We start from the raw sequence: 21,224 nt of genomic DNA, 5'->3' as shown, positions 1-21,224 counted from the left end.
TTAAAGAACTGCTTTCGGGTAGGAACCCAGCACCTTGAGTGCCACTGCTTCCTGACTGATCTTTTCCAGCACACCCTTGACCAGCGGGTCGCGGTGGTGGCCGACGAAGTCGATGAAGAACACGTAGGTCCATTTACCGCTGCGCGATGGACGAGTCTCGATTCGCGTCAGGTCGATGCCATTGTCGTGGAACGGCACCAGCAACTCGTGAAGCGCACCCGGCTTGTTGCTCATTGAAACGATGATCGAGGTCTTGTCGTCGCCGGTCGGCGGCACTTCCTGGTTGCCGATCATGAGGAAGCGCGTGGAGTTATCCGGACGGTCCTCGATTTTTTCAGCCAGACGGGTCAAGCCATACAGGCCGGCCGCCATGTCGCCGGCGATCGCCGCCGAGTTCCACTCACCCTTGACCCGCTTGGCCGCTTCGGCGTTGCTGGACACCGCCACGCGCTCGACATTCGGGTAATGGGCGTCCAGCCACTTGCGGCACTGGGCCAGGGACTGGGCGTGGGAGTAGATGCGGCTGATGCTGTCGGTCTTGGTGTTTTCACCGACCAACAGGTGATGGTGAATACGCAGCTCGACTTCGCCGCAGATCACCATGTCGTGTTCAAGGAAGCTGTCGAGGGTGTGGTTGACCGCGCCTTCGGTGGAGTTCTCCACCGGCACCACGCCAAAATTCACCGCCCCCGCCGCCACTTCACGGAACACTTCGTCGATCGCCGCCATCGGCTTGCTGATCACCGCGTGGCCGAAGTGCTTCATGGCCGCCGCCTGGGTGAACGTACCTTCAGGGCCGAGGTAGGCCACTTTCAGCGGCTGCTCGAGCGCCAGGCACGAAGACATGATTTCGCGGAACAACCGCGCCATCTCTTCATTGCCCAGCGGCCCCTGGTTGCGCTCCATGACTCGCTTGAGCACCTGAGCTTCACGCTCAGGACGATAGAACACCGGCACTTCGCCTTCGGCCAGCGAGGCCATCTTTACCCGCGCGACTTCCTGGGCGCAGCGCGCACGCTCACTGATCAGCTCCAGGACCTTTTCGTCCAGGGCATCAATGCGCAGGCGCAGTGCCTTGAGTTCTTGCTCAGACATTAGCCGTGTTCCTTCTCGAACTCTGCCATGTACGAAATCAACGCGTTGACGGCGTTGATGTCGACGGCGTTATAGATGGAGGCGCGCATGCCGCCCACGGAACGGTGCCCCTTGAGGTTCAACAGGCCACGCTCGTCGGCACCGGCCAGGAATGGCTTGTCCAGGCGATCATCAGCCAGGCGGAACGGTACGTTCATCCACGAGCGGTCCGACTTGTTGATCGGGTTGCTGTACAGGCCGCTGGCATCAATGAAGCCGTACAGCGTGCGCTGCTTGACTTCATTGAGCTTGCCGATGGCCTCGACGCCGCCCTGCTCCTTGAGCCACTCGAACACCAGGCCGGACAGGTACCAGGCCAGGGTAGGCGGAGTGTTGTACATCGAGCCGTTATCGGCCGCGACCTTGTAATTGAGCATGGTCGGGCACAGGGAACGGGCCTTGCCCAACAGGTCTTCGCGAACGATGTTGACGACAATGCCACTCGGGCCGATGTTTTTCTGGGCGCCGGCGTAGATCATGCCGAAGCGCGACACATCCACCGGGCGCGACAGGATGTCCGAGGACATGTCGGCGACCAGCGGAACATCGCCTGTTTCCGGGATCCACTGGAACTCCAGACCGCCGATGGTTTCGTTCGGCGCGTAGTGAACGTAGGCCGCGTCTTTCGACAGCGTCCATTCGTTCTGGCCCGGAATGGCGAAATAGTCGTAAGGCTTGGCGGTGCCGGCAACATTGACATTGCCGTAGCGCGACGCTTCTTCGATGGCTTTCTGCGACCAGATACCGGTGTCGATATAGTCGGCCGAGCCGTTTTCCGGCAACAGGTTCAGAGGAATCTGAGCGAATTGCTGGCTCGCGCCACCTTGCAGAAACAGCACTTTATAGTTCGAGGGGATATTCAGCAGATCACGCAGATCCTGCTCGGCCTTGGTGGCAATGGACACGAACTCATCGCTGCGATGGCTCATTTCCATGACCGACAGACCCTTGCCGTGCCAGTCGAGGAGTTCACCCTGGGCGCGCTGCAGGACAGCTTCGGGAAGCGCCGCAGGACCGGCACAGAAGTTATAGGCTCTCTTGCTCACATCCAATCTCGCTCTGATTTGGTGGTATCACGCAGTAAATCTGTAGGAGCTGTCGAGCAGAGCGAGGCTGCGATCTTTTAATGCCAAGTGATAGCAAGAGCCAGATCAAGAGATCGCAGCCTCGCTTCGCTCGACAGCTCCTACATTAAAATCAATTCCACAGTTCCTTGAGGACAAACAACAAGGGGGCGAATTTTCATCCGCCCCCTGCTTACCCGCTTATTCCTGTGGTTCTTCGTCAGCGGCAGCGTCGAGTTGCTGGTCTTCGGCAACGTCGTCGATCACGACTTCACCGACAAACCCTTCACCCTCTTCGCCTTCGAGTTCTTCACCCTCGACTTCCGACGGCTCCTGAACCCGCTCCAGCCCGACCAGTGTTTCGTCGTTGGCCAGTTTGATCAGGGTCACGCCCTGGGTGTTACGACCCAGGCTGGACACTTCGTCGACACGGGTGCGCACCAGGGTGCCCTGGTCGGAAATCAGCATGATTTCCTCGCCGTCGAGCACCTGGACCGCACCGACCAGACGGCCGTTACGTTCGTTGCTGACCATGGCGATAACGCCCTGACCGCCACGCTTGTACTCAGGGAACTCGGTGATCGCCGTGCGCTTGCCATAGCCACGCGCCGAAGCGGTGAGGATCTGGCTGCCTTCTTCCGGGATCAGCATGGAAATCAGCTTCTGGCCTTCCGGCAGACGCATGCCGCGCACACCGCGGGCGGTACGGCCCATGGCGCGAACGTCGGATTCCTTGAAGCGGGTGACCTTGCCGCCGTCGGAGAACAGCATCACTTCACGCTCGCCATCGGTGATGGCCGCGGAAATCAGCACGTCGCCTTCGTCCAGCTCCAGTGCGATCAGGCCGACACTGCGTTGACGACTGAAGGATTCCAGCGGGGTCTTCTTCACGGTGCCGTTGGCGGTAGCCATGAAGATGTAGTGACCTTCGGTGTATTCCTCGACCGGCAGCATGGTGGTGATGTACTCACCGTCATCCAGCGGCAACAGGTTGACCAGCGGACGACCACGGGCAGCGCGGGACGCTTCAGGGATTTCGTAGGTTTTCAGCCAGTACACCTTGCCCTTGCTGGAGAACAGCAGCAACGTGGTGTGGCTGTTGGCAACCAGCAGGTGAGCGATGTAGTCCTCATCCTTGACGCCGGTCGCCGACTTGCCTTTACCGCCACGACGCTGGGCCTGGTACGCAGCCAGCGGCTGGGTCTTGGCGTAGCCACCGTGGGAAATGGTCACGACGCGCTCTTCTTCCGGGATCATGTCACCCAGGGTCAGGTCGAGACGGGCATCGAGGATTTCGGTACGACGCACGTCGCCGTATTCGGCGCGAATCACTTCCAGCTCTTCGCGGATCACTTCCATCAGGCGCGTGGCGCTGTTGAGGATGCGGATCAGCTCGCCGATCTGGTTGAGGATCTCTTGATACTCGGCCAGCAGCTTTTCGTGCTCCAGACCGGTCAGGCGGTGCAGACGCAGTTCCAGAATGGCTTGCGCCTGCTCTGGCGACAGGAAGTACTTGCCATCGCGCAGGCCGTATTGCGGATCGAGGTTTTCCGGACGGCACGAATCGGCGCCGGCACGCTCAACCATTGCCACCACGGCCGAGGACTCCCAGGGGGTGCTGATCAGCGCTTCCTTGGCTTCCGACGGGGTTGGCGAGGCCTTGATCAGGGCGATGACCGGGTCGATGTTCGACAGGGCAACCGCTTGACCTTCAAGGATGTGACCACGTTCGCGTGCTTTACGTAGTTCGAACACGGTACGACGGGTTACCACTTCGCGACGGTGACGGACGAAGGCTTCCAGCAGGTCCTTGAGGTTCAGGATCCGCGGACGGCCGTCGATCAGCGCAACGATGTTGATACCGAACACCGCTTGCAGCTGGGTCTGGGCGTAGAGGTTGTTGAGGATGACCTCAGGCACTTCGCCGCGACGCAACTCGATCACGACGCGCATACCATCCTTGTCGGACTCGTCGCGCAGTTCGGTGATGCCCTCAAGCTTCTTCTCTTTTACCAGCTCGGCGATCTTCTCGATCAGACGCGCCTTGTTCAGCTGGTAAGGGAGTTCGGTGATGACGATTTGCTGGCGGCCACCGACCTTGTCGATATCTTCGATCATCGAGCGGGCGCGCATGTAAATGCGACCGCGACCGGTGCGATAGGCTTCAATGATGCCGGCGCGACCGTTGATGATCGCGGCGGTCGGGAAGTCCGGACCGGGGATATATTGCATCAGCTCGTCGACAGTCAGTTCCGGGTTGTCGATGAGCGCCAGGCAACCGTCGATGACTTCACCGAGGTTGTGCGGCGGAATGTTGGTCGCCATGCCCACGGCGATACCGCTGGAGCCGTTGACCAGCAGGTTGGGAATACGGGTCGGCATGACCGCCGGGATCATTTCGGTGCCGTCGTAGTTCGGCACCCAGTCCACGGTTTCTTTATGCAAGTCAGCCAGCAGCTCGTGCGCCAGCTTGGTCATGCGCACTTCGGTGTATCGCATGGCCGCGGCGTTGTCGCCGTCCACCGAACCGAAGTTGCCCTGGCCGTCTACCAGCAGGTAGCGCAGGGAGAATGGCTGCGCCATCCGAACGATGGTGTCGTACACCGCGGTATCACCGTGCGGGTGATACTTACCGATCACGTCACCGACAACACGGGCAGATTTCTTGTACGGCTTGTTGAAGTCGTTGCCCAGCTCGCTCATCGCGAACAGCACGCGCCGGTGCACGGGCTTCAAGCCATCGCGCGCATCCGGCAGTGCCCGCCCGACAATTACGCTCATCGCGTAGTCGAGGTAGGACTGCTTCAGCTCGTCTTCGATATTGACCGGGAGGATTTCTTTGGCCAGTTCGCCCATGAGAAGCCTGATTCCTTTTTCTGGTGAAACTTCGTCAGGACCAACGAAGCTCGCCGCTGCAGGCTCAGTGCCATGCATTGGCTTACAACAAATCAACGAGTTATGCCATGGATCTGCGCAGTACGGGTCGCCACTTCGGGCAACCCTGGAAACCGCCGGATGTTATCACAAGAGCCGCCACGCACCTATCCCCCAGACGCGCATGGAGAGTAGTTAGTTGACCGGTGACAGGCTTGAGGGGGACGAGAGAGGCTTAGAGCTGCGATCAACCGGCATTCAACCGTATTTTTCACTTGTAAACACCGACCTGTAGGAGCCGCCGAAGGCTGCGATCTTTTCAGGACCGCTACCGACTTATGCCGGGAAGATCAAAAGATCGCAACCTTCGGCAGCTCCTACAGGGATTTCGTGCAACCTTAATGATTTAATGCAGACGCTTACGGCACATCAATTGCGCCATTTTCGCCGTATCCGGGCGTTCGACGATGCCTTTTTCGGTGACGATCGCATCAATCAGGTCCGCCGGCGTCACGTCGAACACCGGGTTAAAGGCATGGACATCAGCGCCGACGCGCTTGCCACCGACCTCCAGCAACTCGCGACCATCACGCTCCTCAATCGGAATGTCATCGCCACTGGCCAGGTTCATGTCGATGGTCGAACTCGGCGCCACCACCATGAAGCGAACGCCGTGGTGCATGGCGTTGACCGCCAGCTGATAGGTGCCAATCTTGTTGGCCACGTCGCCATTGGCGGTGATCCGGTCAGCGCCGACGATGACCCAGGTAGGGCCTTTGGTCTTCATGATATGCGCCGCGGCGGAATCGACATTGAGGGTCACGGGAATGCCTTCATTGGCCAGTTCCCACGCGGTCAGCCGCGAGCCTTGCAGCCATGGGCGGGTTTCGTCGACATAGACCTGCTCGACCATGCCCTCGATGAAAGCGCCACGAATCACCCCCAGCGCCGTGCCAAAGCCGCCCGTGGCCAGCGCGCCGGTGTTGCAATGGGTCAGGATCGCCTGGGCGTTGCCTTGATGCTTGCGGATCAGGTCGACACCCAGTTGCGCCATGGTCAGGTTGGCTTCGCGATCACTTTCATGAATGGCGATAGCCTCGGCCTCCAGCACCGCCAGCGGATCGGCATTGTCCTTCAGGCGATCAAGCCGGTCGTGCATGCGGCCCAGCGCCCAGAACAGGTTGACGGCTGTAGGACGGGAATCGGCCAACAGCATGAAATCCTCTTCCAGCGCCGCGTACCAGTCGCCACCTTCGGCAATCCGGGCCCGGGCCGCGAGCACGATGCCATAAGCGGCGCTAATGCCGATGGCCGGCGCGCCACGCACCACCATCGAGCGGATTGCCTCGGCCACACCCGCTGCACTGGTGTAGGCAATCCAGGTTTCCTCGAACGGCAAAATACGCTGATCCAGCAGATGAAGAGCGCCATCACGCCAATCGATGGCCTTTACCTTTTCCGCAGCCAACAGTCGATCGCGCATCCCTCACCCCGCACTCATGAACAAAAGCCGCCGATTATAGCGATCCCCCCGCGAAGACGCTCGGGTATACTTCGCCATCCTATACAAAAGCACTGGAACCGACCCTCGATGCCGAACACTGCCGCTGCGCTCGACCTGTTATTGCTGCCGACCTGGCTGGTACCCGTCGAACCCGCTGGTGTTGTCCTCAAGGAACATGGCGTGGGCATCCGTGATGGACGCATCGTGTTTATCGGCCCACGTTCCGCTGCGCTGAAGCTTAACGCAATCGAAACCCGCGAATTGCCCGACATGCTCCTCAGCCCCGGCCTGATCAACGCTCACGGGCATGCAGCGATGACGCTGTTCCGTGGCCTGGCCGATGACCTGCCATTGATGACCTGGCTTGAAAACCACATCTGGCCCGCCGAAGCCAAGTGGGTCGACGAGGACTTCGTGCGCGACGGCACCGATCTGGCCATCGCCGAGCAAATCAAAGGTGGCATCACCTGTTTCTCTGACATGTACTTCTTCCCGAAGGTTGCCAGCGAGCGCGTGCACAACAGCGGCATTCGCGCGCAGATCGCGATTCCGATCCTCGACTTCCCCATTCCGGGCGCCGCTACGGCGGACGAAGCCATTCGTCAGGGCGTTGAACTGTTTGGCGACCTCAAGCACCACGAGCGCATCAAAGTCACCTTCGGCCCCCATGCACCCTACACCGTGGGCGACGAAAACCTGGAAAAAATCCGGGTGATCGCCGAAGAACTGGACGCCTCGATTCACATGCACGTACATGAAACAGCATTCGAAGTGCAGCAATCGGTCGAGCAGCGCGGTGAACGACCACTCGCCCGACTGGCGCGCCTGGGCTTGCTGGGGCCGCGCTTCCAGGCGGTTCACATGACCCAGATCAGCGAAGAAGACCTGGCGCTGCTGGTAGAAAGCAACAGCAATGTGATTCATTGCCCGGAATCGAACCTGAAGCTGGCCAGCGGGTTCTGCCCGGTCGAGCGTCTGTGGCAGGCCGGGGTCAATGTCGCGGTCGGCACCGATGGCGCGGCCAGCAACAACGACCTGGACCTGCTCGGCGAAACCCGCACCGCGGCCTTGCTGGCCAAGGCTGTCGCCGGCTCGGCCACCGCGCTGGATGCCCATCGTGCCTTGCGCATGGCCACCCTCAACGGGGCCCGGGCACTGGGTATCGAGGCCGAAACCGGCTCGCTGGAAATCGGCAAGGCGGCGGACATGGTGGCATTCGATCTCTCGGGCCTGGCCCAGCAGCCAGTCTACGACCCGGTTTCGCAACTTATATACGCCACCGGCCGGGACTGCGTGAAACACCTTTGGGTTGCCGGCAAACAGTTGCTCGACGACCGTCGCCTGACACGCCTGGATGAACAACAGCTAAGCACGATCGCGAAGGCCTGGGGCCAGCGCATCAGCGGCAGCACCGAATCGTAAGCACCCTGGAGCACAACCCGGGGCAACAGGATTTTTCAAGATTTAGAGGACTAGACCATGAGCAACGTCGACTACGCCGAAATCGCCAAATTCGAAGCCCTGGCCCATCGCTGGTGGGACCGCGAAAGCGAATTCAAACCGCTGCACGACATCAACCCGCTGCGGGTCAACTGGATTGACGAGCGGGTCAACCTGGCCGGCAAGAAGGTCCTCGACGTCGGTTGCGGCGGCGGCATCCTCAGCGAAGCCATGGCTCAGCGCGGCGCGACCGTGATGGGCATCGACATGGGCGAAGCGCCGCTGGCGGTTGCCCAACTGCATCAGCTGGAGTCGGGCGTGAGCGTCGAATACCGGCAGATCACCGCCGAAGCCCTGGCCGAGGAAATGCCCGAGCAGTTCGACGTGGTCACCTGTCTGGAAATGCTTGAGCACGTACCAGACCCATCGTCGGTCATCCGTGCCTGCTTCCGCATGGTCAAGCCCGGCGGCCAGGTGTTCTTCTCGACCATCAACCGCAACCCGAAGGCGTACCTGTTCGCCATCGTCGGCGCTGAATACATCATGAAGCTGCTGCCGCGCGGCACCCACGACTTCAAGAAATTCATCCGTCCTTCCGAACTTGGCGCCTGGAGCCGCATGGCCGGCCTGACCGTCAAGGACATCATCGGCCTGACCTACAACCCGCTGACCAAGCACTACAAACTGGCCTCCGACGTGGACGTCAACTACATGATCCAGACCCTGCGCGAGGAATAAGCCGATGCCAATCAGAGCAGTTCTTTTCGACATGGACGGCACCCTGCTCGACACCGCGCCAGACTTCATTGCGATCTGCCAGGCGATGCGTGCCGACCGTGGCTTGCCACCGATGAACGACAAGCACATTCGCGACGAGATTTCCGGCGGAGCCAAGGCGATGGTCGCGGTGACCTTCGCCATGGACCCGGAATCGCCGGGGTTCGAGGAACTGCGCCTGGAGTTCCTGGAGCGCTACCTCGTCGGTTGTGCCGTCCACAGCAAGCTGTTCGACGGCATGGGCGAGCTGCTGGCGGACATCGAGAAGGCCAACCTGATCTGGGGCGTGGTCACCAACAAGCCGCTGCGCTTCGCCGAGCCGATCATGCAACAGCTGGGGCTGGCTGAACGCTCGGCGCTGCTGATCTGCCCGGATCATGTGAAGAACAGCAAACCGGACCCGGAACCGCTGATCCTGGCCTGCAAGATGCTCGACCTGGACCCGGCCAGCGTGCTGTTCGTCGGCGATGACCTGCGCGACATCGAGTCGGGCCGTGATGCTGGCACCAAGACTGCGGCCGTGACCTTCGGCTATATCCACCCGGATGATAATCCGCGGCATTGGGGTGCTGACGTGGTGGTCGATCATCCACTGGAGTTGCGCAAGGTGCTTGATAGCGCGCTTTGCAGCTGCTGATTAAAGTCAAGAGATCGCAGCCTGCGGCAGCTCCTACAGGGGACCGCGATCGACGTAGGAGCTGCCGCAGGCTGCGATCTTTTCCAGCTTTGTAATGGATTGAGGTTTTTTTATGTTTGATTATTCCGCCCGCCCCGAACTGCTCAAGGATCGGGTCATTCTGGTCACCGGCGCAGGGCGCGGCATCGGCGCAGCAGCGGCAAAAACCTATGCGGCCCACGGCGCAACCGTGCTGCTGCTGGGCAAGACCGAAGCCAACCTGACCCAGGTCTACGACGAAATCGAAGCCGCCGGCCATCCACAACCGGCGGTGATCCCGTTCAACCTCGAAACCGCCCTGCCCCATCAATACGATGAGCTGGCAGCGATGATCGAAAGCGAATTCGGGCATCTCGACGGCCTGCTGCACAATGCTTCGATCATCGGCCCGCGCACGCCGATCGAGCAGCTTTCCGGCGAAAACTTCATGCGGGTCATGCAAGTCAACGTCAATGCCATGTTCATGCTCACCAGCACACTGCTGCCGCTGCTCAAGCTGTCGCAGGATGCCTCGGTGGTGTTCACCTCCAGCAGCGTCGGCCGCAAAGGACGTGCGTACTGGGGCGCTTACGGTGTCTCCAAGTTCGCCACTGAAGGCCTGATGCAAACACTGGCTGACGAAGTCGATACCGTGGCCCCTGTACGTTCCAACAGCATCAACCCGGGCGCCACCCGCACCAGCATGCGCGCCCAGGCCTACCCGGGTGAAAACCCACTGAACAACCCGACGCCGGAGGAGATCATGCCGGTCTACCTCTACCTGATGGGCCCGGACAGCACCGGCATCAATGGCCAGGCGTTCAACGCCCAGTAACGACCGTACGTCGCTTTCTGGTGCCGCGCCAGCTTCCTGTCGCGGCACTCGAAGGCTCTCGGATTAGAGCCAGGCACCTGTCAAACAAACGTCACACGCTGTGCCGTACAGGTAGAAGACGAACAACAACCGATTGATTCACAACAGATTTTATTCGGATGAACCGAATGGCACGACTTTCGCTCTAAGTTTGCTCAGACACGTAACGTGAAAGCAAACGGGGGTGAAGCTTGAGCGCAGAGATTACTCATCTTCTACAAAGCGGATTAAACTTGTACGAAATGTCCTACGGGACTGACGGACCAGTACGACGCGCAGCCCTAAGCCGCTCTCACCCTGCTTGTAAGACAGCCTTACTGCTTAGGGGCGCACGCCTTATGAAACCACCTTCCCAGACCAACGCAATTGACTTCGATAGCGCCAAATTGCAACGCCTGGGCTTTGGTCAGCAGCCGCCCCTTCTGGAAAGACCTGTCAGTCTTGCGCAATTGCGCCAGCAGTTGAGCCTGCAGTTGCAAACCAGTCTGGAGCCGCAACGCATTCTTGGGACTTTCTATCGCGAGATTCAGCGATTGGTACCGTTGGACGCCTTGTGCTACCTGCACAAGAGCAGTGACCTGCGCCTGGAGTTCGGCCAGCGCGGCCACCACTCCATCAGCTACAGCCTCAGCCACAAAGGCGAACACCTGGGTGAGCTGATCTTTCGTCGCAATCAGCGTTTCAGCGAACTGGAACAGGGCCATCTCGAATCACTGCTGGCCGCGCTGCTTTTCCCGATGCGCAACGCGCTGCTGTACCGCACCGCCACCCAAAGTGCACTGCGCGACCCACTGACGGGCGCCGGTAACCGCATCGCCATGGACCAGACGCTGCAAAGGGAAATCGAACTGTCCCGGCGCCATCTGCAACCATTGTCGGTGCTGATGCTGGACATTGATCATTTCAAGCTGGTCAATGACACCCACGGCCACAGCACTGGCGATGACGTGCTCAAGGCGGTCGCTGCCTCGATCAAAAACCAGCTGCGCAACGTGGACATGGTGTTCCGCTATGGCGGCGAGGAATTCCTGATCCTGCTGTCGAATACCTGTCGCGAGGCCGCGGCCATGGTCGGTGAGCGGCTGCGGTTTGCAGTGCAGTCTGAAGAGTACCTGGCCAATGGTCACAGGATCCTGCTGACGGTCAGCCTCGGCTGTTCGACCCTGTTGCCCGGCGAGTCTGCCGAAAGCCTGTTGCGACGGGCAGACAGCGCGTTGTATGTGGCCAAGCGCGAAGGTCGTAACCGGCTGGAGATGGCGGGCTGATTGTTCAGCCACGACACAAACCAATGTGGGAGCGGCGGTCGCACCGCCGCTCCCACAGTTTTATTGCGTAATAGCTGGATCAGCTTTCGGCCAGCGCCATCCGCTCACGCACGACCGGTGCCCGCTCTGCATGTTCGATTTGCATGCAACGTTCGAGGAACAGGTACATATAGTCGTAGCTCTTGCAAACAGCCTGGCGTAACTCCACTTGCAGGGATTTGCTCGGGTTGCTGCCCGCCAATGTGCAGATGATCTCCAGGGCTTCCCATGGATGGGCATCGTCGTACTGGGCATGCATCTTCAGCCACTTCATCGCCCGCTTGCGATCTTCCTCGGGGAACGAGGCGGCGTAGATACCGTTGGAACACACGACCGCCGACCATTCCCCGGTCGCCCCTTCGATGGCGTAGTTGGTGGCGGCAATCGCGACGATCAGCGAGTCGGCGGAACTGGTGTGCCAGCACCAATGGCTAAGGGCGTGAAGCTCGGGGGGAACCTGCTGGGCCTGCAACTCTTCCAGGCTGACACCGTGCGCGCGACTCCAGTGCACCCAGTAATCGGCGTGGTTCAGTTCGACGCGGATGTTGCGCATCAGCCAGCGACGGGCCATGTCTTCGCCGGGATGACGGGCAAAGCGGGTCTTGGTCAGGTTTTGTGCCATATACAACGCGAACTGTTCGACCACCGGCCAGCCTCCGATCAGGTACTGGCGCATGGTCTTCGCACTGAGTTTGTTGTCTCGCATGCGTTGGTACAGTTCGTGTTCGACAACCCGGCGCTTGCTCTCGCTGCAATCCTGGATCAGGCGCTGGGCCCAGGCAGGGTAACTTGCAGCTTCCATGAGCGGTCCGGTTCGGTTGAATGTATCGATCACTGTCGAGCTCCTTTTGATTGTGATTGTAAGACCGGCAGGAGTTTCAACGGAACGTGCCTGGCGCCTTGAACAGCAGCGGCTGAGGCCTGGCAGGGCGACTCAACAAGCTGTCGCAGGTAAACAACTGCGGGCGTTCAATCACATACCCTTGAGCGTAATCTACCCCGATCTCCAGCAATGCCTGCTCGATCTGGGGCGTTTCGACAAACTCGGCAATCGTACGCTTACCCATCACATGGCCAATGTGATTGATCACTTCGACCATGGCGCGGTTAATCGGGTCGTCCAGCATATCCTTTACGAAACTCCCGTCGATCTTCAGGAAGTCTACAGGCAAATGTTTCAGGTACGCGAACGAGGACATTCCGGCACAAAAATCGTCCAGGGAAAAATGGCAGCCTAAGCCTTTGAGTTCATTAATGAATCGAATGGCGCTGCCAAGATTTGAAATAGCACTGGTTTCAGTAATTTCAAAACAAATCATTTCAGGCGGAATCGAATACGTCACAAACTGTTCGCGCAAGAAGTCCAGGAAGGCCTCATCCCCGATCGTCGTGCCTGACAGATTTATCGCACACATGGCCAGCGGCCCGGGGCCTTGCTCGGCCCGGCATTGGGCAATGATCTTGAACACGTTCTGCACCACCCAACGATCCAGCGAGCTCATCAGGCCATAACGCTCGGCAGCCGGAATGAAGCTGTCAGGCAAGATCATCCGCCCGGCTTCATCATGCAATCGCAGTAGAATTTCAATGTGCCCGCTACCCTGCTCGACATGGCCCAAGGGGGCAATTTCCTGGGCGTACAGACAGAAGCGGTCTTCCTCCAGCGCCATGTGCAAACGCTGCACCCAGGCCATTTCACCGAAGCGCAGGGACAACTCCGAGTCATCCGGATGATAGACCTGGACCCGGTTGCGCCCCTTTTCCTTGGCCATGTAGCACGCCATATCGGCAGCACGCAGCGAGGCTTCGAGCGTCGTCGGATTCTGCGCGACATGGACCAGCCCGATACTGACCGTGGTCACGAAAGGCCGGCCCTTCCAGACAAAATGCAGGTTCTGCACAGTCTGGCGCAGGCTTTCGGCAATTTTCTCCGCCGCTTCCGGTGCGCAGTTTTCCAGCAGGATGCCAAACTCGTCGCCGCCAAGGCGCGCCAGGGTATCGCCTTCGCGCAGCCCGGATTGCAACAGCGCGCAGATGTGCCGCAACAGTTCGTCGCCCGCCGCGTGGCCGCAGGTATCGTTGACCAGCTTGAACTGGTCCAGATCGAGGAACATCAGGGCATGGCGACCCGCGTATCGGGTCAGGTTGTGCAGCGCCTGCTCCAGGCGATATTCGAACTCCCGACGGTTGGCAAGACCGGTCAAGGCATCATGGGTCGCCTGCCACGACAGATTGGCGATGTATTGCCGCTCCTGGGTCATATCATGCAGCACCAGCACCGTCCCGCTGACTTTGCCGGCATTGCGGATCGGCGCGCCCACCAGCGTGACGGACACCGTGCTGCCGTCCAGGCGTTGAATCAGTTTGGAGTGTTCACTGCCACCACTGAGTTGGCCGCTCAGAATATGCTCGATCAGGGTAAAGCCATCGGTCTGGGCATTTTCGTCCAACAGGTTGAACAGCGCCGCCAGAGGCAACCCCGTCGCCTGCTCGGCCTTCCAGTGGGTCAACGCCTCGGCCGCCGGGTTCATGTAGGCGATCGCACCGGAAACATCCGTGGTGATCACTCCGTCGCCTATCGATTGCAAGGTGATCTGCGCCCGTTCTTTCTCCACCTGCAGCGCATCGGCAAAGGCATGGCGCTGCTTGAGCAGCTTATGGGTGCGCATCAAGGCCAATGCAATCAAGCCCAGGGCTGTGGCGAGGTTGGTCACCAGCAACAGTCGCAGGATCATCCGCGAGCCTTCGCCCAAGGCATCGCTGAAGGCCTTCGCCGCCGGTGTCACACTTTCATTGATGACGAATATCTGATCCTTCCAGCGCTTGATATCGGCATCGGTGGCCTGCCTGGTGGTGATGCGCTGATGCATCTCCCGCGCAATGGCATCGAGCTGCACCAGATACCCGTCGCCCACCCTCCAAAGGTCGATGGCTTTCTCGTGGTAACTGAAGTGCCGGAAATTCAGGTACAGCCAGATCACACTGGAGATGTCATCCGGATGGTTGCCGCCCTTGAGGATCGCCACACGTGCCGCCTCGATGTTCGGCGGCCGATGATCGAGCGCCACGCGTAATTCATGCCCGCCCTGAGGCACGGAAATGGCGTTCTGGTATTTATGAAAAATCGCTTCGTCGCCGCTGTCGGCATAGAGGTTGAGATAATAAATGGCGTCTTTCTGGCCTTTGGACCAGAGGCTTTCGCCGGCAACATAGCCGCGGACCGCCGACAGCACATAAAGGCTAACGCCGCCCAGCAAGGCTTGAAACACCACAACGGCGATAAATGGCCAGACGATGCCCAACAACCGTGGCGTTCCGAGAGTCCGCGTTTGATTCATGAGGTCCCTTGCATTAGCACTGCTTGTTCGTCTTCCGGACGAAATCGCCTTAGCTAGACTAGGTTGCGATTCCGATCCCGGCAAGCGACAAGCTTTGCCCGGAGGGCGTATCGCGGCCACTGAATCCGCTCGCGATGATGTTTTTTTATAGTATTGAATTAGCGCCCTGCAACTTTGATGCCATCTCCTACAACCGCTGCAAATGCCCATACAGCTTGGCGTACAGCCCACCCTCGGCGATCAGTTGCTGGTGGTCGCCGTCTTCGGCAACTTGCCCGCCGTCGAACACCAGCACACGGTCAGCCTGTTTTACCGCCGAAAGACGATGGGCGATGATCAACGTGGTGCGGTTGCTCAGGAAACGCGCCAGTGCCTGGTGCAGATTGTATTCGGTGGCGGCGTCCAGCGCGGAGGTGGCTTCGTCGAGGATCACCACCTTGGGTTCGGCCAGTACCATCCGGGCGATGGCCAGGCGTTGACGTTGCCCGCCGGACAACCGCACCCCGGAACGCCCGACGATACTGTCCAGGCCATTGGGCAAATCCCGGACGGTGCCGTGCAATTGGGCGATTTCCAGTGCCTGCCAGCAGGCCTCGTCACTGCGTTCGCGGCCCATGGTCAGGTTGGCCCGGATGGTGTCGTTGAACAGCGCTGGATGTTGCAGGACCACGGCAACATTTTCCCGCACCGTTTCCAGGCCGATCTCCTGCTGGGTCGAACCGCCGAAGCGAATGGTTCCGGCCAACGGCGTGTACAAGCCCAGCAGCTGCTGCACCAGCGTGCTCTTGCCACCGCCACTGGCGCCGACGATCGCGACCTTTTCGCCGGGGGCGATAGACAGGTTCATCTGGTTCAGGACCAGTTCATCACCGTAACCGAAGCTCAACCCTTGTACTTCAAGCCCGACCGTCTCGCGACCGGCGAAAGGGTCGACGCCGCCCGGGTATTCGGGCTCATCGGCCCGGGACAGCAGTTCGTTGATCCGCGACAGCGCACCGCCGGCAGCGTAGTAGGCATATTGCAGGTTCAGCAGTTGCTCAACCGGACCGATCATGAACCACAGGTAGCTGAACACCGCGAGCATCTGGCCGATTGAAAGGTCGGAAAACAGCACGGTGAGCATCGCCGCAGCCCGGAAAATATCGATGCCGAACTGGAACAGCAAACCGCTGGCACGGTTCGACGCATCGGTTTTCCATTGCGAATTCACCGCATAGTCACGCACGTCCCGGGCGCGTTGCCCCAGGCGACCGAGGAAAAACCCCTGGCGGTTGCCGGCGCGAACTTCCTGGATGGCATCCAGCGTTTCGGTCAGTGCCTGGGTAAAGCGCGAAGTGCTGTCGTTCTCGAGTTTCTTCAGGTGCTTGACCCGCTTGCCCAACTGCACCGTGGCGTAGATCACCAGCGGGTTGAACAGCAGAATCAGCAATGCCAGTTTCCAGTGCATCCACATCAGAATGCCCGCCGTGCCGACCAGGGTCAGCATGGCCACGAGGAAACGGCTGAGGGTTTCGCCGACGAATTTGTCCAGCGTATCCAGGTCGGTGACCAGATGCGTGGTCACCGTGCCGCTGCCCAGGCTTTCGTACTCGCCCAGGGAGATACGCTTGAGACGCTCGATCAGGCGTATGCGAATGCGATAGACGATGTCCTTGGCCAGCCCGGCGAATAATTTCGCCTGCACCACGTTGAACAGCAACGCCGAGCAACGCAGGGTCAAAGTCACCACCAGCATCAGCCCGATGTAACCCGCGGCCTTCTGCCAGCCTTCGGGCAGCACATGGTTCATGATCTTCAGCGCGGCATCACCATGCCCCAGCAACACCTCGTCCACCAGCAACGGCAGGAGCAAGGGGATCGGCACGCTGCACAAGGTCGCCAGCACGGCCACGCCGTTGGCGATCCACAGGGATTTCTTGTGATGCAGGGCCAGGCGGCGGATTTCCGCCCAGCTCAGACGGTCGACACGTTTAGCGGGTGCGACATCATCAGGCAGGTCATGCACAGGCAGCACGCTCCAGCCAGCGGCCGAGCAGCGCGGACAACTCGCTCAACGGCTGATAGCCATTGGTCAATAACGCCAGTTGGCCGTTACGCTCGGCCAACAGAGTGGGGAAACCGGCAATGCCCAGGTCCTGGACCCAGGTGAAATCGGCTTCAGTCGCCGTGTGCATGTCGGCACGGTCGAAAGCGGCGGCGAACTCGATACGCGGCACGCCGGCCTGCTCGGCCAGTTCCACCAGCACGCTGGCGCGGGTGACGTCCCGGCCTTCGACATAAAACGCATGCTGGATCAGCCCGAGCAGCTTCCAGGCGCAATCCGGCGCCAGTGCGCGCGCCGTCACCAGTGCCCGGCAGGCAGGCTCGGTGTCGTAGACAAAGCCATCGGGTAACGCGCCCTCGAACTTGAAGGGCTGGCCGGTGGCCTCGGTGACCGCCTGCCAGTGTTCCAGGATGTAGCGGCGGGTGGTCGGCTCCAGCGCCGCACCGCTACCGGTGCGCAAACCACCCACGATCAGATGCACATCCACACCCGCGGCTTGCGCCTGCTCGACCAGTGCGTTGGCCACCGGGGCAAACCCCCAGCACCAGGAACACATCGGGTCCATCACATAGAGCAGGCGCGCAGACATGGTTCAGGCCTCGGAGGATGCTTGCTTGTAGTTGAAGCCGATCGGGTGAGGCTGGTTACGAGCCTTGGCCAGTTCGATCTGCTTCTGCCGGTCGATCGCGCTGCGACGGGTCTTCTCACTCAGCTTATCCCAGCAATGCGGGCAACTGATGCCGGCCACGTAATGCTCGGACGCGCGGTCTTCCACGCTCACCGGCGTGCGGCAGGCATGACATTGATCGTAGTCGCCTTCGCTCAGGTCGTGACGAACGGTCACGCGGTTGTCGAACACGAAGCAGTCGCCCTGCCACTTGGTTTCTTCCTGCGGCACCTCTTCGAGGTACTTCAGGATGCCACCCTTGAGGTGAAAAACCTCACCGTAGCCCTCGCTGAGCATGTAGCTCGACGCCTTCTCGCAGCGGATGCCTCCGGTACAGAACATTGCGACCTTCTTGTGTACGGCCGGGTCGAAGTTAGCTTTGATGTAGTCGGGAAATTCGCGAAAACTGGTGGTTTTCGGGTCAATGGCGCCTTCGAAGGTACCGATCGAGACTTCGTAATCGTTTCGGGTGTCGATCAACAACACTTCCGGGTCGCTGATCAGGGCGTTCCAGTCCCGCGGATCGACGTAGGTGCCGACCTTTTTGTTCGGGTCCACGCCTTCCACGCCGAGGGTGACGATTTCTTTCTTGAGTTTGACTTTGGTGCGGTAGAACGGCTGCTCATCGCAGTACGACTCTTTATGGTCGATGTCGTCCATGCGCGGGTCGTTCTTGAGCCAGGCCATCAGCCCGTCAATGCCTTCGCGGCTGCCGGACACGGTGCCGTTGATGCCTTCTTCGGCAATCAGCAGGGTGCCTTTGATGCCATTGTCGACCATCGCTTGCAGCAGGGGCTCGCGCAAGGCGACGTAATCTTCCAGGGTGACGAACTTATACAGTGCCGCCACGACAATCTGTTGTGTCATGGGTAAATCTCCAGGTGGCTACCCTCGTAAGGGGTGAACCGGATGCGAAAAAAAACGCGCCGGGTTAGCGGCGCGTTGGGCATTCTAACAAAAAAGATCGCAGCCTGCGGCAGCTCCTACATGGGAATGCGTATTCCTGTAGGAGCTGCCGCAGGCTGCGATCTTTTGAGCTTAATGCTTGCTGCCACCGGCACAGGTCGGCGAGGCCGGAGCCGCGTCGATCCGGGCCCATTCCTCTGGCGTGTAGGTATGCAGCGCCAACGCATGGAACTCTCCCATCAGCTCGCCGAGCGTGCCGTAGACCTTCTGGTGACGCTTGACCCGGTTCAGGCCTTCGAACTGCGTACTGACCACCACGGCCTTGAAATGGGTTTGCAGCCCACGGCTGTGCATGTGGCTTTCATCCAGCACTTGCAGATGCTCGGGCTGAAGCAGGCCCAGCGTCGATTCGATGCGTTGTTGCATGGTCATACCGGACTCCGCTTAAGGCTTTTTCTTGGCTGGCGCGGCTGCGTCTTTCGGCGTCAGCTCGGCGGTCATGTCAGCCAGCAGCTTGTTGACCACCGGCACCGCGCTTTCCAGCTTGGCCTGGGTCATCTGGGCCGATTGCTGGGTCAGCTGAGGCATTTTTTCCAGGACTTTCTTGCCCAGTGGCGACTGGTAGAACGCAACCAGGTCCTTGAGCTCGGATTCGGTGAAGTTGGTGGTGTAGAGCTTGACCATGTCCGGCTTCAGCTTGTTCCAGCCAATGGCCTGGTCCAGAGCGGCGTTGGCCTTGGCCTGGTAGGTTTCCAGCACGGCCTTTTTCGACTCAGGGGCTTTGGTCTGTTCGAAACGCTGGGCAAACATCTGCTGTACTTGCATGTACACCGGGGTGCCCAGTTTGTCAGCGTGCGCCATGGTCAGGAAAGCCTCGGCACTGGCGTTATGGCTGGCGGTGTCGGCAAAAACCTGGCCGCTGGCGCAGACCAAAGCAACGGCGGTACAGATGGCACGAAGACGAGTCATCGAGTTTCCTTTTCTAGCTGGCGAGGTAAGACCCCAAGGGCGTCCATTCTGCGCCTAAAAAAGTGTGTCGCTCAACCCCAAGCCTTGTCGCACCTGATTTAGAGGGGTTCAATGGTCAAATTCAGACTGATGGAACCACGGCCGTCGATCACGGCCTAAACTGCGCAATCGGACCTACAGGAGTGAGCAAGATGAGCCGTATCGAAACCGACAGCCTCGGCCAGGTTGAAGTCCCGGATGAAGCCTATTGGGGCGCTCAGACACAACGCTCGCTGATCAACTTCGCCATCGGCAACGAACGCATGCCGCTGGCCGTGTTGCATGCCTTGGCGCTGATCAAGAAAGCCGCGGCACGGGTCAATGATCGCAACGGCGACGTGCCCGCCGATATTGCCCGCCTGATCGAGCAGGCGGCCGACGAAGTGCTCGCCGGCGAACACGACGACCAGTTTCCGCTGGTGGTCTGGCAAACAGGCAGCGGTACCCAGAGCAACATGAACGTCAACGAAGTGATCGCCGGTCGCGCCAACGAGCTGGCCGGCAACCCCCGTGGCGGCAAGTCCCCGGTGCACCCCAACGATCACGTCAATCGCTCCCAGAGCTCCAACGACTGCTTCCCCACCGCCATGCACATCGCCGCCGTCCAGGCGGTGCAACAGCACTTGCTGCCGGCGATCAGCGAACTGTCCGGCGGGCTGGCCGAGCTGGCCGCCCGCCACATGAAACTGGTCAAGACCGGCCGTACGCACATGATGGATGCGACACCGATCAGCTTCGGACAGGAAATATCGGCCTTCATTGCCCAACTCCATTACGCCGAGCGGGCGATCCGCAGCGCACTGCCCGCGGTCTGCGAGCTGGCCCAGGGCGGAACGGCCGTCGGCACCGGGCTCAATTCACCCCACGGCTTCGGTGAGGCCATCGCCGCGGAATTGGCCGCCCTCTCCGGATTGCCGTTCATCACGGCACCGAACAAGTTTGCCGCGCTGGCCGGCCATGAGCCGCTGACCACGCTGTCCGGCGCGCTGAAAACCCTCGCCGTGACGCTGATGAAAATCGCCAACGATTTGCGCCTTCTGGGTTCCGGCCCGCGCGCCGGCTTCGCCGAAGTCAGGCTGCCGGCCAATGAACCGGGTAGTTCGATCATGCCGGGCAAGGTCAACCCGACCCAGTGTGAAGCGCTGTCGATGTTGGCCTGCCAGGTGTTGGGCAACGACGTCGCCATCGGCTTTGCCGCCAGTCAGGGCCACTTGCAGCTCAACGTGTTCAAACCGGTGATCATCCATAACCTGCTGCAATCGATCCGTTTGCTGGCTGATGGCTGCAGCAACTTCCAGCAGCACTGCGTGGCCGGTCTGGAGCCGGATGCGGAAAAAATGGCTGAACACCTGGAGCGTGGCCTGATGCTGGTGACGGCGCTCAACCCGCACATTGGCTATGACAAATCAGCGGAGATCGCCAAGAAGGCCTACAGCGAAGGCCTGACCTTGCGCGAGGCGGCGCTGCAGCTCGGGTATCTGACTGACGAAGAGTTCGATGCGTGGGTGAGGCCGGAGAACATGCTGGAGGCTGGGGCCAAGGGCTGAGATTTGCAGTGAAGCGAAAAGATCGCAGCCTGCGGCAGCTCCTACATGTAAATGCCTATCCCTGTAGGAGCTGCCGCAGGCTGCGATC

The 21,224-nt window shown here is 60.1% G+C and carries 17 protein-coding genes; 6 read left to right on the top strand and 11 right to left on the bottom strand.

The genetic code is table 11. The annotated features are described in order from the left end of the window. The 4 genes from pheA to mtnA form a co-directional block, all read right to left on the bottom strand. Nucleotides 1-1,095 carry a prephenate dehydratase gene (gene pheA / locus ACM6IT_RS05175; RefSeq protein ID WP_007939916.1) on the bottom strand — a complete coding sequence of 365 codons (1,095 nt, stop codon included), beginning with the start codon at nucleotides 1,093-1,095 and terminating at the stop codon, nucleotides 1-3. Further along, nucleotides 1,095-2,180, bottom strand: coding sequence for a 3-phosphoserine/phosphohydroxythreonine transaminase (serC, locus tag ACM6IT_RS05170; protein WP_056727164.1), 1,086 nt, complete (start codon nucleotides 2,178-2,180; stop codon nucleotides 1,095-1,097). The genes pheA and serC overlap by 1 nt, the downstream gene beginning before the upstream one ends. A 219-nt stretch (nucleotides 2,181-2,399) precedes the next feature. Continuing rightward, on the bottom strand, nucleotides 2,400-5,054 hold the full coding sequence (gene gyrA, locus ACM6IT_RS05165) for a DNA gyrase subunit A (RefSeq protein ID WP_056727165.1): 2,655 nt from the start codon (nucleotides 5,052-5,054) through the stop codon (nucleotides 2,400-2,402). 424 nt (nucleotides 5,055-5,478) lie between these two features. Further along, on the bottom strand, nucleotides 5,479-6,555 hold the full coding sequence (mtnA, locus tag ACM6IT_RS05160) for an S-methyl-5-thioribose-1-phosphate isomerase (protein ID WP_150753948.1): 1,077 nt from the start codon (nucleotides 6,553-6,555) through the stop codon (nucleotides 5,479-5,481). Nucleotides 6,556-6,663: 108 nt separating this feature from the next. On the opposite strand from mtnA, the gene ACM6IT_RS05155 reads away from it, so the two are divergent. The 5 genes from ACM6IT_RS05155 (at nucleotide 6,664) to ACM6IT_RS05135 (ending at nucleotide 11,587) form a co-directional block, all read left to right on the top strand. Continuing rightward, nucleotides 6,664-7,998: a TRZ/ATZ family hydrolase gene (locus ACM6IT_RS05155; RefSeq protein WP_414914938.1), complete on the top strand. Its 1,335-nt coding sequence runs from the start codon at nucleotides 6,664-6,666 to the stop codon at nucleotides 7,996-7,998. Between the two features lie 57 nt (nucleotides 7,999-8,055). Then, nucleotides 8,056-8,754: a bifunctional 2-polyprenyl-6-hydroxyphenol methylase/3-demethylubiquinol 3-O-methyltransferase UbiG gene (gene ubiG, locus ACM6IT_RS05150; RefSeq protein WP_033055822.1), complete on the top strand. Its 699-nt coding sequence runs from the start codon at nucleotides 8,056-8,058 to the stop codon at nucleotides 8,752-8,754. A 4-nt stretch (nucleotides 8,755-8,758) separates the two neighbouring features. After that, a complete protein-coding gene (gene mupP / locus ACM6IT_RS05145) occupies nucleotides 8,759-9,430 on the top strand; it encodes an N-acetylmuramic acid 6-phosphate phosphatase MupP (RefSeq protein ID WP_056727168.1) in 672 nt (223 codons plus the stop codon). Nucleotides 9,431-9,542: 112 nt separating this feature from the next. Continuing rightward, nucleotides 9,543-10,283: a YciK family oxidoreductase gene (locus tag ACM6IT_RS05140; RefSeq protein ID WP_007999919.1), complete on the top strand. Its 741-nt coding sequence runs from the start codon at nucleotides 9,543-9,545 to the stop codon at nucleotides 10,281-10,283. A 377-nt stretch (nucleotides 10,284-10,660) separates the two neighbouring features. Further along, nucleotides 10,661-11,587 (top strand): GGDEF domain-containing protein, encoded by a 927-nt coding sequence (locus ACM6IT_RS05135; RefSeq protein ID WP_414917635.1) that lies wholly within the window; start codon nucleotides 10,661-10,663, stop codon nucleotides 11,585-11,587. Nucleotides 11,588-11,666: 79 nt separating this feature from the next. Here the strand turns inward: ACM6IT_RS05135 and ACM6IT_RS05130 are convergent, their stop codons facing one another. The 7 genes from ACM6IT_RS05130 to ACM6IT_RS05100 all read right to left on the bottom strand — a co-directional run bounded on the left by ACM6IT_RS05130 (nucleotide 11,667) and on the right by ACM6IT_RS05100 (nucleotide 19,550). After that, the gene (locus ACM6IT_RS05130; protein WP_263291613.1) at nucleotides 11,667-12,428 is read right to left on the bottom strand and encodes an iron-containing redox enzyme family protein; all 762 of its coding nucleotides are present in this window, start codon (nucleotides 12,426-12,428) and stop codon (nucleotides 11,667-11,669) included. Nucleotides 12,429-12,504: 76 nt separating this feature from the next. After that, a complete protein-coding gene (locus ACM6IT_RS05125; protein ID WP_414917660.1) occupies nucleotides 12,505-14,964 on the bottom strand; it encodes an EAL domain-containing protein in 2,460 nt (819 codons plus the stop codon). Nucleotides 14,965-15,151: 187 nt separating this feature from the next. Then, nucleotides 15,152-16,969 (bottom strand): ABC transporter ATP-binding protein, encoded by a 1,818-nt coding sequence (locus tag ACM6IT_RS05120; RefSeq protein ID WP_414917634.1) that lies wholly within the window; start codon nucleotides 16,967-16,969, stop codon nucleotides 15,152-15,154. Beyond that, nucleotides 16,962-17,597 (bottom strand): DsbA family protein, encoded by a 636-nt coding sequence (locus ACM6IT_RS05115; protein ID WP_056727173.1) that lies wholly within the window; start codon nucleotides 17,595-17,597, stop codon nucleotides 16,962-16,964. Before ACM6IT_RS05115 ends, ACM6IT_RS05120 begins: the two co-directional genes overlap by 8 nt. A gap of 3 nt (nucleotides 17,598-17,600) precedes the next feature. Continuing rightward, entirely contained in the window at nucleotides 17,601-18,542 is a 942-nt protein-coding gene (locus tag ACM6IT_RS05110) for a rhodanese-related sulfurtransferase (RefSeq protein ID WP_409078915.1), read from the bottom strand. A 171-nt stretch (nucleotides 18,543-18,713) separates the two neighbouring features. Then, on the bottom strand, nucleotides 18,714-19,013 hold the full coding sequence (locus ACM6IT_RS05105; protein WP_056727175.1) for a BolA family protein: 300 nt from the start codon (nucleotides 19,011-19,013) through the stop codon (nucleotides 18,714-18,716). A 12-nt stretch (nucleotides 19,014-19,025) separates the two neighbouring features. Beyond that, entirely contained in the window at nucleotides 19,026-19,550 is a 525-nt protein-coding gene (locus tag ACM6IT_RS05100) for a DUF2059 domain-containing protein (protein ID WP_046042584.1), read from the bottom strand. 191 nt (nucleotides 19,551-19,741) lie between these two features. Between ACM6IT_RS05100 and ACM6IT_RS05095 the strand changes: the two genes are divergently transcribed. Then, nucleotides 19,742-21,136, top strand: coding sequence for a class II fumarate hydratase (locus ACM6IT_RS05095; RefSeq protein WP_223541101.1), 1,395 nt, complete (start codon nucleotides 19,742-19,744; stop codon nucleotides 21,134-21,136). Nucleotides 21,137-21,224 lie beyond the last annotated feature (88 nt).

The organism is Pseudomonas sp. IT-P4 (assembly GCF_949767755.1).
GTDB classification, from domain to species: Bacteria; Pseudomonadota; Gammaproteobacteria; order Pseudomonadales; family Pseudomonadaceae; genus Aquipseudomonas; species Aquipseudomonas monachiensis.
This window is presented reverse-complemented; position numbering and strand designations above follow the sequence as displayed.